Genomic DNA, 16,445 nt, shown 5'->3' with positions numbered 1-16,445 from the left:
TGGAAACCTCTACTTGAAGTCGCGTCGGCTGAAGATGAAGACGGCGAGCGCCACCATCACCCCGGCATAGCCGACTCCATAGGCCGCCGACTTCGCGATGTCCACGGCCGGTGTCATCAGCTCATAGGAAGCTTGGGGGCGGAAGTTGAGCCGGGCCAGGTTGGGCAGCAGGTAGTAGATGCCCTTCCCGAGCCATTGGATGACCACGGAACTCGAGCGCCCCGCCAGGGTGTAGATGTCCGCCGACAGGTGGCCCGCGAAGTAGACGCCCGTCGTCACCACCGCGGACACCAACTGGCTGGCGAAGCTCGACATGGCGAAGCCCACGGCGGAGATGACGAGCAACTCCACCCAGAGCATGCCTGCCGCGACGAGCTGCGGCGGCGTGACGGGCAGGCCGTAGAGCGCCACCTGCGAGAAGAATACCGCGGACATCATCAGCAGCAGCACCGCGAGCGTCAGCATGTTCCCCGCCAATCTCCCGACGATGAACAGCGCGCGAGACACCGGCTTCGACACCACGAGGAAGATGGTTCGCCGCTCAATTTCCCTGCTGAGCAGGCCACTGGACAAGAAGATGGCCAGGAGCACCAGGGTGAGGCACATCGCCCCCAGCCCCACGTCCGACATGACTCGCTGGAACGTGTAGACCGTCACATCGGTGACGAGCGTGGAGGACAGCAACAACCCCAGGGTGAACACCGCGACGACGACACTGACGCGATTGCGCCGGGCCTCACGAAAACCATTGAGCGTGAGTGCACCCAATTCGCGAATCATGAAATCTCCCCTCCCACCGTACCGTGCCGAGCCTCCTTGAGCGCATCGAGAAACAGGTCCTCCAACGAGTAGCGGGTCGGCTGAATCTGCGTCACCCGTCCGCCCGCTTGAAGCGCCTGCTGCAACAGCGCCTGCGCGGCCGCATCCCCCGTGCGAAGCAGCACGCGGTCACCAAAGTCCTGCGCGTAGGCCAGCTCGTGACCAAACTCCCGCAATCGCGCCAGCGACAGGCCCTCTACCGTCATCTCCACCACGGGCGCCTGTCCCGACAACAAGTCGCGGACACTTCCTTCTCGAACGCGCCGTCCGCCCACGAGGACGACGACCCGTTCACACAACGCCTCGACGTCCGAGATGATGTGCGTGCAGAACAGAATCGTCGTCCCCCGCTGCCGCTCCGCGAGGATGAGGTCCCGAACCTGCCGCCGCCCCACCGGATCCAACCCTGAAGTGGGCTCATCCAGGATGAGCAGCTTCGGCCGGTTGACGATGGCTTGCGCCAGACTGATGCGTTGAATCATGCCCTTCGAGTACCGGCGAATCTGGAGCTTCGCGGCGCGCTCCATCTCCACCATGCCGATGACTTCCTTCACCCGTTGGTCCAGCTCATGGCCGCTCATCCCGGCCAACTGCCCCGCCAATGTCACGAGTTCCGCGCCAGTGAGGTACTCGTAAGGCGCGGGGTTTTCGGGAAGGAACCCCACCTGCCGCCGTGCGTTCTCATCCGTGGGCGGCAACCCGAACAGGCGTGCGCTACCCTCCGAGGACTGCACCAGGTTCATGAGGATCTTGATGGTGGTGGACTTCCCCGCCCCGTTGGGCCCCAGCAGCCCATAGACCTGCCCGGGCTGCACCTCCAGGTCCAAGCCCTGGAGCGCGCGAACCTTGCGGTTCATCCAGAATCCCAGCCGATACGTCTTGGCGAGTCCATGGACCTCGATCGGGATGGTGCTGCTCACGGTGATGCCTCCATGTTCGCGCGTGCGAAGTCGGTCAGTCGCTTTTCCTGGGCAGTCGAGTAGCTTCGGCCCGTCGCATCCAGTTCGATGTCGCCGCCCAGTGGATCCTCAGGCATGTGGGGCAAATCCCCAGCGCGCACCAGCGCATCCACGCCTGGAGGCAGACTGCCCACGCGCTGCTGGTATCGCTGGACCGCGGCGTCGACGTGACTCAGCTCGCGCTCCAGTTCGATCTCCTTCACCCGACGCTCGAACAGCTCCCGGGTCTCTGGCTCCTCCGCGGATTCAGCCAGGGAGCGCGCGAAGTCCAGCCCTGCGTCGAAGTTGCCTGCCTGGGCATGGAGCCGGGTCGCCAGTCCCGCCAGATACGGCGGCGCATCCGGCATCCTGGAGGCCTCTTCCACGATCTTCGCCGCCCGTTCGTATTGCCGATGAAAGGTGCTGAGATTGTAGGCCAGCATGATGCGCAGGTAGACGTAGTCCGGAAAGTGCTCGAGGCCCTTCTCGAGAAGCCGTGTGGACTCCTCCCCATTAAGCCACCGCCCCCCTAAGGGGTATGCGATGGAGACCCCCGCGAAGACGTAGACCTGCCGGAACTTCGGGTCGAGGTCCGTCACCATGTTCGCGTAGTCGAAGATGTCCCGGTGCTCGGCGGGCGTCTTCGCCTTGCCCACGGCCTGGATGGTCTGGATCCAGTAATAGTCGGTGACGAGGTGATGAATGGGCGCCCCAATGGCGCGCACCACCTCGAGCCGAGGAAGCAAAGGTGGAGTGTGCCCCTGATAGGCGGGCCGCCTCGGCGGGGCGGCAAGCGCCACGCACAGCACGACGGAGACGGCGAACACTGCGGACCAGATGAGGCGACTCGACATAGCGGCAGCGGCAATCATCGCGTGCGCGACTCCCCGCTGTCAGCAAGCAAGAGCGACAACCGAGCCTCTTGCCAGGACCGCTGGGAAGCGCTCCATGAAAAAAGGGAGGGCCGGCACGTGGCCAGCCCTCCCCAAAACTTCAATCAACCGACAACGACTACTGGCACTCCACGTCGTTGTTCATGTTGTAGGGAACGCCTTCCGCGGCGTTCAGCTCGTCCGGCTGGAAAGCGTTGCAGGCAGACGGCGTCACCGGCCCCACGGACTGGGACGAGATGAACCACTGGTCGTAGCCCGTGCCATCCGTCACGTCATTGTCGATGTTGCCCACGGCCGTGTGCAGGAAGTGCGACACGTCAACGCCGTTCAGGTTCTCGCGGTAGGTACCGGCGTTGCCGTTGTTCGGCACGCCGCCCAGCACCGTCATCGCGGGGTTGGGAAGGGTGTCGGTCGTGCCATCCGGCATGTAGCGATACTTGAAGGTATCGACGTTGATGATGTGGTTGGCCCCAGCAGGAATGAGCGCGAGGCTGCGATCCTGAGCCACGGCGCCCGAACCATCCGGCACTTCTGCGGAGATGACGTAGGCGTAGCGGTTGCCACGCTCGGGCGCGAAGCCGATGGCGCCAGAGAGACCGGAGTAGCGGTCCTTCTCCTGGAAATAGGACTTCTGGGAGGTGAACAGGCCCTTGAGGTTCGCCTTCGCCTCGCCCTGCTTGGAGCGCGCCTGGAACTTGATGAAGTTCGGGATGGCGATGGCCGCCAGGATGCCGATGATGGCAACGACGATCATCAGCTCGATCAGGGTAAAACCACGGTTCCGGGGGTTGAAGCGGGAGACGCGCATGGGGAGTCCTCTGGGGGAACAACAACGAGGGCGTGTTGCCCTGCAGGAGTCACCTAGCACGCGGGATGCCAACCCTCCTGCCGACGATGAAGCGAGCCAACCTCGCGTAATTTCGATTGCTCGAACCAAGTCTCAAGCATCTCTCAGCTTCCGAGGTGTCAAAAAACGGCACTTGGGGTGCCCAGAACTGTCGCTTGCCCCACGCATCTCCGAGGCGAAAACCCCGAACGCAGCCCGCGCAAGCCACTGCGGGACTTGCGCACTTCCGTATCCGTTGCTCGTATGGGGACTGGCCGCAATGATCGGAAGCCGCGATTCACCGAGGCGATCACCCTGGTGCATGCACACGAGGGGGACCGACTCCACTGCGCTGGAATGTCACGGCCTGGATTCGAACCGCTCATCGCCATGGACGCCACGCGGTCATCGAAATGAGCCGTAGGCAAAATCAGGACTGCCTCGGGTCTTCCAGTTCATCGACCAGGCCATGCTTCGCGAGGCGGTACCGGAAGGAACGGAAAGAGAGCCCGAGCAGCTCCGCGGCGCGAGTCTTCACGCCATCCGTGCGCTTGAGCGCCGCCAGGAGATAGCGGCGCTCACTGTCATCCAGGAAGCGCTCCAAACTGAAACCGACGGGAACCTGCACATCCCCCGTCGGGATGGCGGGCTCACCTCGAAGCGTGGCGGGCAACGTTTCTGGCCCGAGCGCGTCTCCCTCCGAGAGCGTCACCGCCCGCTCGATGATGTTCTGGAGCTGACGTACGTTGCCGGGCCATGCGTAGCCCGCGAGCACCTTGAGTGCCTCCTGAGTGAAGTGCAGTCCAGGCCTCCCCACTTCCTCGACGAGCCGGGCCAGGAAGTGCGAAGCCAGCAGCGGAATGTCCTCGGCGCGCTCACGGAGCGGCGGCAACTCCAGTGTGATGACATTGAGCCGATACAACAGGTCCTCGCGGAAGCGGCCCGCCTTCACCTCCGCATCCAGATTGCGGTTCGTGGCAGCGACGAGTCGGGCCTGGAAGGGCACCTCCTGGCTGCTCCCCACCGGCTTGACCTTTCGCTCTTGGAGCACGCGCAGGAGCTTCACCTGCATTGCGGGGGGCACCTCTCCGATTTCGTCCAGGAGGACCGTGCCCTCCCCCGCCGCGGCAAGCAGCCCCAACCTGTCGCTGGTTGCGCCCGTGAAGGACCCCTTCACGTGTCCGAAGAGTTCACTCTCCAAGACGCCTTCCGACAACGCGGCGCAATTCACGGGAAGAAACGGGTGCCCGGCACGCGGGCTCTTCAAGTGCAGGGCACGAGCGATCAGCTCCTTCCCCGTTCCACTTTCTCCGTAGATGAGCACGGTGGTGCGCGTGGCGGCCACCTTCTCCACGAGGCCCATGATGGCCTCCATGCGAGGACTGCGCCCCACGGCAAGCATCCCAGCGCCTGGTGCGAGCTGCGCACGAAGAGAGCGGTTCTCCTGACGCAACAGCTTCTTCTCCAAAGCCTTCTGGACCAGGAGCCGCAACTCTTCGTTGTCGAAGGGTTTGCAGATGTAGTGGTACGCGCCCTCGCGCATCGCCTCCACCGCCGACGCAGCCGTGCCGAAAGCGGTGATGACGATGACTTCAGGTGGCTCCTTGAGCGCTCTCGCGGCGCGCAGCACTTCCATGCCGCTCCCGCTGCCCAGCTTCATATCCGTCAGCACCAGGTCGAAGGAAACGCCCCCGAGTGCCGTCGTGGCGTCCTTGACGCTCCCCGCGCAGGTGACCTCGAACCCAGCACGGGTGAAGAGAATCTCGAGCACGTCACGCATCGACGGCTCGTCGTCCACCACCAGAATATGCATGCGCGCGAATTTAGCAGAGAGCGCCGGACGCACGGAGTGGGTCCAACGCGCGAGGCAGGCGTGACACCGGCAGCCCGTGGAATTCCCATGGGGCCCAGGTATCAAGAGACTCAATGCACCGACGAACGAGGGAGCTTCGGAGCCTGCGCCTTCGTATCCACCGACACATCGTGCTGGTCCGTGCTGCTTGAAGGTGCCTCCGCCAACGTGCGCTCACCCACCACATCCACGAGAGGCAGCACCACCGAGAACTGCGTCCCCTCGCCTTCCTCCGAGTGGACGTCGATGTCGCCCCCATGCCCTCGCACGATGGAGTGCGCGGAGGCCAGTCCCAACCCCGTGCCCCCCTCACGTGTCGTGAAGAAGGGCTCGAAGAGCCGTGGAAGGTCCGCTCGAGGAATCGGGGGGCCCGCGTTCCATACCGTCAACCGCACCTGTCCACCCTCACGTCCCAGCTCCACGCGGACATGGCCTCTGGCTCCGGTTGCCTGGAGGGCGTTTCGAGCCAGATTGAGCAGCACCTGCTGAAGCTGGTCCGCATCGAGCTGCGCACTCAGCGGCCCGTCGCCCTGGTGGACCTCCAGTCGGACGTCCCGTGCCATGGGGTCGCTCCGGAGCATCTCCATCGTCTCTGTCACGAGCAAGTCCAGCCGCACCGCGCGGCGTACAGGCGTTGGCGGACGCGCGAACCGCAAGAAGTCCTCGACCAGTCGCGACAAGCGGTCGGCTTCGCGCATCAGGACTCCCGTCAACTTCACCCTCGACGCATCCGCGCCCCCATCCTGCCCCAGCAGTTGGGCGGACCCCCGCATCGCGGCCAGGGGGTTCCGGATTTCGTGAGCGAGCTGAGCAGACATGGTTCCCAGCGCCGCGAGCCTGTCCGCGCGCCGCAGCCCCTCCTCCATGCGCCGAAACTCAGTCAGGTCCTGGAAGACGATGAGCAACGCCCCTTCGTTGTCTTCCACCAAGGGTGTCGTGCTCAGGCCCAGGATGCGCTCACCTGCGGACGTACGGACGGTCAGCTCGCGCCGGGAGGCACGGCGTCCCAGGTTGAGCGCCCCTGGCAACAGACGTTCAAGAGGATTCCCAGGTAGCGCCTCGACCCCAAGAATCGCGCGGGCGGCCCGATTCACGAAGGTGACCTGCCCCGCTGCGTCACAGGTCACCAACCCGGACGGCATGCAGTCGAGAATCTGCGCCTGCAGTGTCTCCAGCCGGTGAAGGTCCCGCTCCCTCGCGGTCAGTGCGCCACCCGCGGCCGACAATTGCCGGCTGAGGTACCCCGCGAGCACGGCGACCAGGAACAACGCGAGCACGTGAGAGACGAGCAGGAACGGCACGTTGCGGGCGGTAAATGGGATGCCCGAAATCCGCTCGTACACGCCCAGAACCACGCCCGCGAAGAGGACCGACCCCGCCGCCGCCAACAGCAGCGCGCCGCGACGCTCCATGAGGATGGCGCCGCTGATGACCGCCAGCGAATAGGTGAACGTGAAGGGAGAGCCACCGCCGCCGGTGAGGACCACCAGGACGGTCGCGATCACCAGGTCCCCCAGGACCTGAAGCACCACGGCGGGTGCGAGCAACCGCCCCCTCCGCACGACCACCGCGGTCACGAGGGAGAGCAGGTACACGCCGCCAATGATGGCGAAGGCAATCCAGTCCCCGAGGACCGGTTCCGCGCGCCCTTGTGAAACCAGCCGCAACGCGACAGCCACCAGCGACAGGCTGGTGGCCACGATGCGAAACGCGATGAGCCACGTCAGCCTGCGACGAAGCGTCTCCTCCGGCGAACCCGAGGACGCCCCCACCCCAGACGAACTACTTGATGGCACCGGCCAGACCGAAGATGGGCAGGTACATCGCGATGAGGAAGCCACCGACGACGCCGCCGAGGAACACCATCAACAGCGGCTCAATCATCGCCGTGAGGCCGTTGACGGCCGAGTCGACCTCGTCGTCGTAGAAGTCGGCAATCTTGTTGAGCATGGTGTCCATGGCGCCGGTGGCCTCACCGACGCCAATCATCTGGACCACCATCGAAGGGAACACCTTCGTCTCCAGCAGCGGCCCCGCGATGTTCTTACCTTCGGCGATCTTCCCTCGCACGTAGTAGATGGCCTCTTCCACGGTACGATTGCCCGCCGTCTTCGCCGTCACGTCCAGGGCGTCGAGGATGGGAACGCCCGACGAGAGCATCGTCCCAAGCGTACGGGTGAAGCGCGCCACGGCGACCTTCCGAAGCACCGGCCCGAACAGCGGCGCACTGATGAAGACCTTGTCCCAGAACTTCCGGCCCTTCGGCTGACGGTAGGTCCAGGAGAAGGACGTCACCAACACGAAGATGCCCGCGAGGACGTGGAAGATGTACTCCTGCGCCAAGTGGGAGAAGTCCACCACCATCTGCGTGGGGCCCGGGAGCGCGCTGCCAAAGTCCGAGAACATCTTCTCGAACACTGGCGTCACCTTCAGCAGCAGCAGCGCCGTCACGCCAATGGCCACCAAGATAACGATGGCCGGGTAGGTCATCGCGCTCTTGACCTTGTTCTTCAGCTTCTCGTTCTTCTCGCGGTAAGCCGCGAGCCGGTTGAGGATGGAGTCGAGGATACCGCCCACTTCACCCGCGGCGCAGAGCTGGACGTAGAGTTCGTCGAAGACCTTGGGGTGCTCCTTGAGAGCGTCCGCGAAGGTACTTCCCTGCTCCACCTTGCCCTTGATGGCGAACAACACCTTCTTGAAGGCGGGGTTGTCCATCTGGGTCGCGAGGATGTCGAGGCACTGCACCAGGGGCAGGCCGGCGTCGATCATCGTGGCGAACTGGCGGGTGAAGACGAGGATGTCCTTGCCCGTGACGCCGCCAATGCCCGGCATTGAGATGCCGGCGTCGAGGACGCTCTTCTTGCGGACCTTGGTCGGATTCAGGCCCAGGGACTTGAGGCGCGCGTTGACGGCCTCGATGTCCATCGCCTCCATCTCACCCTTTTTGGTCTCCCCGCTCTTGGTCTTCGCCTCCCAGAGGAACTGGGCGGTGACCTTCTTGGGAGCTGCTGCCGACTTCACTGCTGGGGCTGCCATGAGCTGGACCTCCGCGGGTGCCGCGCCACTCTAACCGCTGTTCTCAAAATCCCGGAACTAACGACCACCCGCTCCCCCGCCTGGTCGCTGCTGTGGCATCCCGGGCAGGTTCCCACCGCCCGTGGCCAGGATGTTGCGCAACTCCTCGGCGTCGCTAGAACGGCCGAAGGCCTCGTCCTGGGAGATGATCCGCCGCAGCAGCAGCGACGCCAGGGCCTGGTTGAAGGTCTGCATGCCGAACTTGGCCTGGCCGACCTGCATGGACGAGTAGATCTGGTGGACCTTGTCCTCACGGATGAGGTTCCGGATGGCGGGGTTCGGCACCATCACCTCCAGCGCCAGCACGCGGCCGGGGCTGCCCGCCTTCGCCACCAGCGCCTGGCTCATCACGCCCTCCAACACGAAGGACATCTGCGCGCGGACCTGCGGCTGCTGGTACGGCGGGAACACGTCCAGCACGCGGTTGATGGTCTGCACCGCGCTGTTCGTGTGGAGCGTCGCGTAGCAGATGTGACCCGTCTCCGCGATGGTCAGCGCCGCTTCAATCGTCTCCAGGTCGCGGAGCTCACCTACGAGCACGATGTCCGGGTCCTGGCGGAGGATGTACTTGAGGGCCGTCTTGAAGTTCCGCGTGTCCGCCCCCACCTCGCGCTGGTTCACGAGGCAGTTCTTGTGCGGGTGCAGGTACTCGATGGGGTCCTCGATGGTCATGATGTGCTCATGACGCTCGGTGTTGATCTTGTCGATCATCGAGGCCAGCGTGGTCGACTTGCCCGAGCCCGTGGGCCCCGTCACCAGGATGAGCCCACGCGGCTTCTTCACCAGCTCCGCCACCACCGGCGGCAGGCCCAGCTCCTGGAAGGTCAGGATCTTGAAGGGAATGGTCCGGAACGCCGCCGCGACGGCGCCGCGCTGCATGAAGATGTTGGCGCGGAAGCGGGACAGCCCCTTCACGCCGAAGGACAAGTCGAGCTCGTTCTCCTCTTCGAACTTGTGCTTCTGGGCGTCCGTGAGGATGGAGTAGCAGAGCTGCTTCGTCTCCACCGGGGTCAGCGGCGCCGTCTTCAAGGGAACGAGCTCGCCGTCGACGCGAAGCTGCGGCGGTGAGCCAGTGGTGACGTGGAGGTCGGAAGCGCCCTTCTCGACCATCGCCTTGAGGAGCTGGTGCAGGTTGGCCACGGGAAGATGTCCTTCGGGGGAATGCGGTGGGGGGTGGGTTGACTAGAAGCGGTCCGGGGCGGTGTTGCCCACCACCTCTTCCAACGTGGTGGCGCCGTCCATCATCTTGCGAAGACCGCTCATGCGCAGGCTGCTCATGCCCAGGCGGATGGCCTCCTGCTTCAGCTCCGCGGCCGAAGCGCCGTTGATGACCAGCTCCTTGAGGCCGTCCCAGAACGGCATGACCTCGTAGATGGCCACGCGGCCACGGTAGCCACGGTCGTTGCAGTCGCGGCAGCCGACCTTCTCGTACATCGTGAAGGTGCCAATCTTGTCCGGCGGAACACCGGCGTCGATGAGCGCCTGCTCGTCCACGTTCTCCGCGGGCTTCTTGCACGCCGGGCACAGGCGGCGCGCCAGACGCTGGGCGAGGATGAGGTTGAGCGAGGCCGTCACGAGGAAGGGCTCGATGCCCATGTTGAGCAGACGGCTCACCGTGCCCGGGGCGTCGTTGGTGTGCAGCGTGGACAGCACCAGGTGGCCCGTGAGCGCCGCCTTGACGCCGATTTCCGCCGTCTCGAAGTCACGGATCTCACCAATCATGATGATGTCCGGGTCCTGGCGGAGGAAGGAGCGCAGCGCCGCGGCGAAGTTCAGGCCGATGTCGTCATGCATCTGCACCTGGTTGATGCCGGCGAAGTTGAACTCGACCGGGTCTTCCGCGGTGCAGATGTTGGTGTCCAGGCCGTTGAGGCTGGAGAGCGCCGAGTACAGCGTCGTCGTCTTGCCGGAGCCCGTGGGTCCCGTCACCAGCACCATGCCGTAGGGCCGGTCGATGGCTTCCTTGAACCAGGCCAGCGGCTGCGCGTCGAAGCCCAGCTTCGTCATGTCGAGTTGGAGGTTGCTCTTGTCGAGCAGACGCATCACGACCTTCTCGCCGAAGAGCGTGGGACACACGCTCACACGGAAGTCCATCTCCTTGCCGCCGCCCATCTTGATCTTGATGCGGCCGTCCTGCGGCAGGCGCCGCTCGGAGATGTCCAGCGAGGCCATGATCTTCAAACGCGACGTGATCGCGTTGCGCAGCTTCATGGGCGGGCGCATCACCTCGTACATCACGCCGTCGATGCGGAAGCGGACCCGGAAGTCCTTCTCGTACGGCTCGACGTGGATGTCGGACGCGCGCTTCTTGATGGCGTCCATGAGGATGAGGTTCACCAGCTTGACCACGGGCGCGTCATCCGCGGCCTTGGCCATCTCATCGATGTTCTCCGTCTCTTCCTTCGTGACCTCGATGTCGTCACTGACGTCACCGACGATGTCCTCGAGCGACGGGCCCTTCTCCGCGTAGTAGCGCTCGATGGCCTCGCGGATGGAGACCTCGGAGGCGACCACCGTCTCGATGTTGTAGCCAGTGAGGAACTTCAGGTCGTCCACGGCGAAGATGTTGGACGGGTCGCACATGGCCACGATGAGCGACGGGCCGGCGCGGTTGACGGGCACCACCAGGTGCTTCTCCGCCACTTCCTTCGGCACCAGCTTGATGATGTCCGGCTCGACGTCGAAGTCCTTCAGGTTGATGGCCGGCACGCCGTACTGCTTGGAGAGGAAGTCGGTCAGCTTCGACTCCTCGATGGCGCCCGTCTTGACGAGCGCGGTGCCAATGCGCGTGCCGTTCTTCTGCTGCTCTTCCTGGGCCTTGCGAAGCTGCTGCACGGAGATGAGGTTCTCGCGAACCAGCAGTTCACCGAGTCGACCGGACATTCGTTGATGCCTCTTCCTTGAAGAAGAAAGAAGCGGGCGGGGGCCCGCCTCCGAGCTCAAAGACGCGGGAGCGATGCCCGGGTGATCCACACCCCATGGCACAGTTCCTGATTGCGAATTAGAGGGGAGCCGCGCGCGCCCGTCAAGGCGCCCTCGCCTGCTCCCCTGCTGTCACAAACCGTTGAACGGACACGGGAAAATTGCTCACCCGTCCGCACGTGCGATGACGGCCCGCGCGGACTCCACGTCGCGCTTGATCTGCCCCGTCAGCTCGGCCACCGAGCCGAAGCGCTGCTCGGGGCGCAGGCGTTCGAGGAACTGCACGCGCAGCTCCTTGCCGTACAAGTCACCCGAGAAGTCGAGCAGGTGCGCCTCGATGGTGACCTCCGTGCCGCCAAAGGTGGGCTTCACACCGATGTTCGCGGCGCCGCCGTGCCAGGTGCCCTTTGACTCGCCCGGCAGGTGGACGCGGATCGCATAGACGCCCGGTGCGGGCCGCAGCTCGTTCTGCGTGTCCACGTTCGCGGTGGGAAACCCGATGCCCCGCCCCCGCCCCGCACCGGCCACCACCGTGCCGTCCAAGTCGAAGGGGCGCCCCAGGAGCCGCCTCGCCGCGGACACACGGCCCTCCAGGATGTACTCGCGCACACGCGACGACGAGGCCACCACGCCGTCCACCGTCACGGGCGGCACCACGTGCACCGAGGCGCCCCGGCGAGAGGCCGCCTCGCGCAGGGTCTCCACCGTGCCCTTGCGGGCCGCGCCATAGGTGAAGTCGCTGCCCACCACGACGTGCGCCACGCCGAGCGTGTCGAACAACGCGGCCTCGAACTCCGCGGGCTGCGTGCGCGCATACTCCCGGGTGAAGGGCTGCACCACCGCGGCGTCCAGACCGCACTGCTCGAACAGCTCCAGCTTGCGTGGCAACAGGGTGATGAGCTTGGGGGCCAGCTCCGGCTGGAGCACCTTTCCCGGATGGGGATGGAAGGTGAAGGCCGCGGCCCGTCCGTGCCGGCGCGCCTCCGCGAAGAGGGCCTGATGGCCCACGTGCACACCGTCGAAGTTGCCGAGCGCGAGCGCCTGTCCGGCCAGCGCTCCGCCCGCGTCCGCCACCGCAGGGAAGACCTTCATGGGCTCCCGTATACTCCAGGCTCCGCGTTTTTCCCTGGCCAAACCCGCCGCCTCCATGGTTGGTGGCGCCCGCCCATGCCCCGCCCCCGCCTGCTGCCCGAGCCCGTCGGACTCACGTTGGCCACCCAGGAGACCCCTCCCGACTGGGATGCGGAGTTCGGTTTCACGGGGCCACTCGAACTGGAGATTGGCTCCGGCGCCGGCGGCCACGCCCTGGAGTACTGCCGCCGTCACCCCGAGGTGCGCTTCGTCGCCTTCGAGTGGCGCAAGAAGTACGCGCGCGACACCCAGGAGCGCGGCAACAAGGCGGGCCTGCGCAACCTGCGCGTCATCGAATCCGATGCCCGCTTCGTCGTGCCTCGCATCTTCGCGCCGGGCTCGCTCTCGGTCATCCACCTCCAGTTCCCCGACCCCTGGTGGAAGCGCTCCCACGCCAAGCGCGCTGTGATTCAGCCCGCCTTCGCCGAGCTCCTGTACGGGAAGCTCGCACCGGGTGGCCGCTTCGACATGCGCACCGACGTCCAGGACCGCGGCGTGTCGATGCTCGCCATCCTGGAATCCGCTGGTTTCCAGAACCCCCTGGGTTCAGGCGTTTTCCATCCCTATGACCCGGAAGAAGTGCCCTCCACTCGGGAGCGCCGCTATCTGGCCAGTGGGGAGCCCGTGTACCGGGCGCGGCTAGTGAAGCCTGCCTGACGCCCGCGCATTCAGTGCTTGCGCTGCCCCTTGCATCCCGGGTGCGGGCAGCAAGAATGGCGGCCAGGCCCGCACCGCGGGACGATTGCTCCTGGGGGCGAGACTTCATGGCGGATGGCGAACGGAAGAGGACGCTGGAGGTCGCCCGCCGCGCCCCATCCGGGAGCACCCTGAGTGGCCGCACAGTGCTCATCGTCGACGACGACCCGGCGCACGTCCGGCATGTGCGCGACGGACTGGCCCCGCACGGCTACCTCTTCACCGAAGCCCATGACGGCGCCCAGGCGCTGTCCGCCATCCGCGAGTCCCGGCCCGACCTCATCCTCATGGACGTGGAGATGCCGGGCCTGGGCGGCGTGGAGGTGTGCCGCATCGTCAAGGCGAACGCCGGCGAGGACGGCTTCGGCTTCATCCCGGTGATTCTCATGACGGCGCGGCAGGCCGCGGGGAAGGTGGAGGGGCTGGAGCTGGGCGCGGATGACTACCTGGTGAAGCCCTTCGACATGCTCGAGCTGTCCGCCCGCGTGAAGTCCATGCTGCGGCTGAAGGCGCTCCAGGACGCGCTGGTGGAGAAGAACCGCGAGCTGGACCGCGCCAACAAGGAGCTCGCGGCCCGGCGCGAGGAGCTGCTCGCCCTCACCCGCACGGATGCGCTCACGGGCCTGGCCAACCGGCGCGCCTTCGAGGAGCGGTTGAGTGACGAGTTCGCCCGTTCGCGCCGCTACGGAGCGCCGCTGTCGCTGGTGATGCTCGATATCGACCACTTCAAGCGCATCAACGACAGCTTCGGGCATCCCTTCGGGGACCAGGTGCTGAAGGCGGTGGGGCAGACCGCGCGTTCGCGCCTTCGGGAAGTGGACATGCTGGCGCGGTACGGGGGCGAGGAGTTCATCGCCGTCCTCCCGGAGACAGCCGCCGCGGACGCGCTCGTGGTCTGCGAACGGGTCCGCGACGCCATCGCCGCGCTGGAGCTGGTGCATGTGGGAGGAAGCGGGAAGCCCCAGCCCGTGCGGCTGACCGCGTCATTGGGCGTGGCCACGGTGCCCTCGGGCGACCTGCCGAGCGCGGAGGCGCTGCTGCGGGCGGCTGACATGAGCCTTTATGCGGCCAAGGAAGCGGGCCGCAACCGTGTCCATCAGCACGCCGCGTGACATGTCCGAAGCTCGGGCTTTTCCCCGGCGGCGCTTTGACCTAAATCCCTGTCCCCATGCGCCTCTCCGCGACGATGCCCTGGTTGCTGGCCCTGGTCCTGCTGGGCCTGGGTGGCTGCAACCGGCCCCGCTTCGGCACCCCGCAGGATGCCTACACGTCCTTCCACCGGCTCGTGAAGCGGGGGGAGCTGCAGCAAGCGTGGGGGGCGCTGTCCAAGCCCACCCAGGACTCCCTGGCCCAGCGGGCCCAGGTCGTGGGAGAGGCTTCTGGCGGGGAAGAGAAGCCCGAGCCCATGGCCCTCTTCTTCGCGAATGTCCCTCCGCCTCCAGATGTTACAGAGGTCTCGCTGGTCCGGGAGGAGGGAGACGAAGCGACAGTGCTCGTGCGCGCGGCAGGTAGCTCCCACGAGGTCCGGATGGTTCGAGAGCCTTCCGGGTGGAAGGTCGACCTTTCAGCATCCCTCCAGCCGTGAAGCCGGGTATGCCCGGGAAACTCGCATCAGGTAACGTACGACTGTGAACGACAGGAAGACACGGCGGGTCATGCCCGCGGTCGAAGTCATCCGGCGCCCGGCATCGACGCCCGGCACGGCCGCTCCGACCCCGACTCCGGCGCCCACGCCGCGCCCCACCCCACGCCCCACGGGCGTGGCGCCCACGCCACGGCCCACGACGGCCTCGGCCCCCCTGCCGGCGCCCCGTCCCACGCCCGCGGAGCCCCCGCTGGCACCGCGTCCCACGCCGGCAGCGGACACCCCCGCGCCCACGCCTCGCCCCACGGGCATGGCGCCCAGCCCCCGTCCGCTCGCTCCCCGCCCCACAGGGACGGGCGGTGGCGCTCCGGCGCCGGGCCGGGCCCCTGGCGGCTTTGGTGGACGGCCCGGCGGATTCCGGCCCTCCACGCCCCGGCCACCTCCGACGCCCGAGCAGGTCCAGGCGCTGGCGGTGCGTGAGCGCGTTCCCGCGCGCATCGCGAAGGGCGAGCTGGAAGGCAAGATGAAGTGCCGCATCTGGCGCAAGCTGCACGCCGAGGAGGCGAAGCGCTTCGACCAGGTGTACGAGCTGATGGGCCAGACGCCGAGCCTGTCCCTGGGCGACGCCTTCGGCGTGCTCCAGAGCGGCATGACGGTGGCGGAGTTCATGGCCCGCAAGGAGCGCACCCAGCGCAAGGCGGCCATCAAGCAGGCGCGCGGCGAGGTGGAGAACGCCGTGGTCGCGGAGTTCCTCGCCACCCTCATCCGCGACAAGGCGGAGGTCTCCGTGGTGCTGGCGGAGCGCTCCCTGCTCGACACGCTGCAAGCCGAGGAGCCCATCGCGCTGGCGCTGGAGCGCACCGGCCGGCTGGAGAAGCTGCAGGTGGTGTTGCTGTCCCGCCGCGCGGACTGGGAGCGGCTGCTGCCCGGCCTGGAGCGCGACGCGAAGCTGACGCAGAAGCCCTCGGCCGTGGCACGTCAGCCGGACAAGCGCCCGCATTCGGATCCGCGCGCCTTCCTGGACCACATCGGCACGACGCCGCGGATGGTGCTGCGCAACGGCATCACCCTGCAGCTTCCGCTGCTGCGCGTGGGCCGGTTCGACCTGCTGCTCGGTGAAGAGGGACACGAGGTCTTCGTCCCGCTGCACGCCCTGCTCCGCTTCGAGCCCGTTCCTTCCACTCCCGACGAGAGCGCCCCCGCGGACGAGGCCTGAGGCCTGTCACCGCGGGGCGCGCGGCATCGCCTCGACTTCACCGCCGAGACCCACATGCGCCAGTTCATCTCCCGCATCATCAAGCCCTGGCTCGCCCTGGCCGCGACGGCCGCCATGGTGGGCGTCACCCAGCAGGGTTGCACCAAGTCCCCCGACGTGGAGCAGGCGCCGCTCACCCCCGAGAAGCGGGAGAACGGCGTGCGCATCGTGGACCTGTCCGTCACGGAGAAGGGCTACGAGCCCAGCCCCGTGAATCTCAAGAAGGGCGAGCCGGTGAAGCTCGTGGTGACGCGCAAGACGGACCACACGTGCGCCACCGAGGTCGTCATGGACGGCTACGACATCAACACGCCGCTGCCGCTCAACGAGCCGGTGGAGATTGCCTTCACCCCGAAGGAGTCCGGCAAGCTCGTGTACGGCTGCGCCATGAACAAGATGATTTCCGGCGTTTTCATGGTCGACTGAAGGACGCTGGCCGATTTCTGGGCAGCG

At 66.3% G+C, this 16,445-nt stretch carries 15 protein-coding genes; 5 read left to right on the top strand and 10 right to left on the bottom strand.

Going from position 1 to position 16,445, the window contains the following annotated elements; translation table 11 throughout:
- Positions 1-9: 9 nt before the first annotated feature.
- The 10 genes from A176_RS05485 to A176_RS05440 form a co-directional block, all read right to left on the bottom strand.
- The gene (locus A176_RS05485; RefSeq protein ID WP_002638897.1) at positions 10-780 is read right to left on the bottom strand and encodes an ABC transporter permease; all 771 of its coding nucleotides are present in this window, start codon (positions 778-780) and stop codon (positions 10-12) included.
- On the bottom strand, positions 777-1,745 hold the full coding sequence (locus A176_RS05480) for an ABC transporter ATP-binding protein (protein WP_044889627.1): 969 nt from the start codon (positions 1,743-1,745) through the stop codon (positions 777-779). The genes A176_RS05485 and A176_RS05480 overlap by 4 nt, the downstream gene beginning before the upstream one ends.
- Positions 1,736-2,503 (bottom strand): tetratricopeptide repeat protein, encoded by a 768-nt coding sequence (locus tag A176_RS05475; RefSeq protein ID WP_002638895.1) that lies wholly within the window; start codon positions 2,501-2,503, stop codon positions 1,736-1,738. The genes A176_RS05480 and A176_RS05475 overlap by 10 nt, the downstream gene beginning before the upstream one ends.
- Positions 2,504-2,768: 265 nt before the next feature.
- Positions 2,769-3,458 (bottom strand): prepilin-type N-terminal cleavage/methylation domain-containing protein, encoded by a 690-nt coding sequence (locus A176_RS05470; protein ID WP_002638894.1) that lies wholly within the window; start codon positions 3,456-3,458, stop codon positions 2,769-2,771.
- A gap of 448 nt (positions 3,459-3,906) precedes the next feature.
- The gene (locus A176_RS05465) at positions 3,907-5,289 is read right to left on the bottom strand and encodes a sigma-54-dependent transcriptional regulator (protein WP_082282687.1); all 1,383 of its coding nucleotides are present in this window, start codon (positions 5,287-5,289) and stop codon (positions 3,907-3,909) included.
- 110 nt (positions 5,290-5,399) lie between these two features.
- Positions 5,400-7,100 (bottom strand): two-component system sensor histidine kinase NtrB, encoded by a 1,701-nt coding sequence (locus A176_RS05460; protein WP_002638892.1) that lies wholly within the window; start codon positions 7,098-7,100, stop codon positions 5,400-5,402.
- A gap of 10 nt (positions 7,101-7,110) precedes the next feature.
- Complete coding sequence (gene pilC / locus A176_RS05455; protein WP_002638891.1) at positions 7,111-8,364, bottom strand: type IV pilus assembly protein PilC; 1,254 nt, start codon at positions 8,362-8,364, stop codon at positions 7,111-7,113.
- Between the two features lie 57 nt (positions 8,365-8,421).
- Positions 8,422-9,543 carry a type IV pilus twitching motility protein PilT gene (locus A176_RS05450; RefSeq protein ID WP_002638890.1) on the bottom strand — a complete coding sequence of 374 codons (1,122 nt, stop codon included), beginning with the start codon at positions 9,541-9,543 and terminating at the stop codon, positions 8,422-8,424.
- Positions 9,544-9,585: 42 nt separating this feature from the next.
- Positions 9,586-11,286 (bottom strand): type IV-A pilus assembly ATPase PilB, encoded by a 1,701-nt coding sequence (pilB, locus tag A176_RS05445; protein WP_002638889.1) that lies wholly within the window; start codon positions 11,284-11,286, stop codon positions 9,586-9,588.
- Positions 11,287-11,490: 204 nt separating this feature from the next.
- Entirely contained in the window at positions 11,491-12,417 is a 927-nt protein-coding gene (locus A176_RS05440) for a bifunctional riboflavin kinase/FAD synthetase (RefSeq protein WP_002638888.1), read from the bottom strand.
- Between the two features lie 75 nt (positions 12,418-12,492).
- On the opposite strand from A176_RS05440, the gene trmB reads away from it, so the two are divergent.
- The 5 genes from trmB to A176_RS05415 all read left to right on the top strand — a co-directional run bounded on the left by trmB (position 12,493) and on the right by A176_RS05415 (position 16,418).
- Complete coding sequence (gene trmB / locus A176_RS05435; protein ID WP_002638887.1) at positions 12,493-13,113, top strand: tRNA (guanine(46)-N(7))-methyltransferase TrmB; 621 nt, start codon at positions 12,493-12,495, stop codon at positions 13,111-13,113.
- Between the two features lie 107 nt (positions 13,114-13,220).
- Positions 13,221-14,264 carry a diguanylate cyclase gene (locus tag A176_RS05430; protein ID WP_002638886.1) on the top strand — a complete coding sequence of 348 codons (1,044 nt, stop codon included), beginning with the start codon at positions 13,221-13,223 and terminating at the stop codon, positions 14,262-14,264.
- Between the two features lie 56 nt (positions 14,265-14,320).
- Positions 14,321-14,737 carry a nuclear transport factor 2 family protein gene (locus A176_RS05425; protein ID WP_002638885.1) on the top strand — a complete coding sequence of 139 codons (417 nt, stop codon included), beginning with the start codon at positions 14,321-14,323 and terminating at the stop codon, positions 14,735-14,737.
- Positions 14,738-14,807: 70 nt separating this feature from the next.
- Positions 14,808-15,953 carry a hypothetical protein gene (locus A176_RS05420; protein WP_226994447.1) on the top strand — a complete coding sequence of 382 codons (1,146 nt, stop codon included), beginning with the start codon at positions 14,808-14,810 and terminating at the stop codon, positions 15,951-15,953.
- Positions 15,954-16,007: 54 nt separating this feature from the next.
- Positions 16,008-16,418 carry a cupredoxin domain-containing protein gene (locus A176_RS05415; protein ID WP_002638883.1) on the top strand — a complete coding sequence of 137 codons (411 nt, stop codon included), beginning with the start codon at positions 16,008-16,010 and terminating at the stop codon, positions 16,416-16,418.
- The last annotated feature ends 27 nt before the right edge of the window (positions 16,419-16,445 follow it).

The organism is Myxococcus hansupus (assembly GCF_000280925.3).
Lineage (GTDB): Bacteria > Myxococcota > Myxococcia > Myxococcales > Myxococcaceae > Myxococcus > Myxococcus hansupus.
Note: the sequence above shows the minus strand (reverse complement) of the source record. Positions and strands in the feature narration are given on the sequence as shown.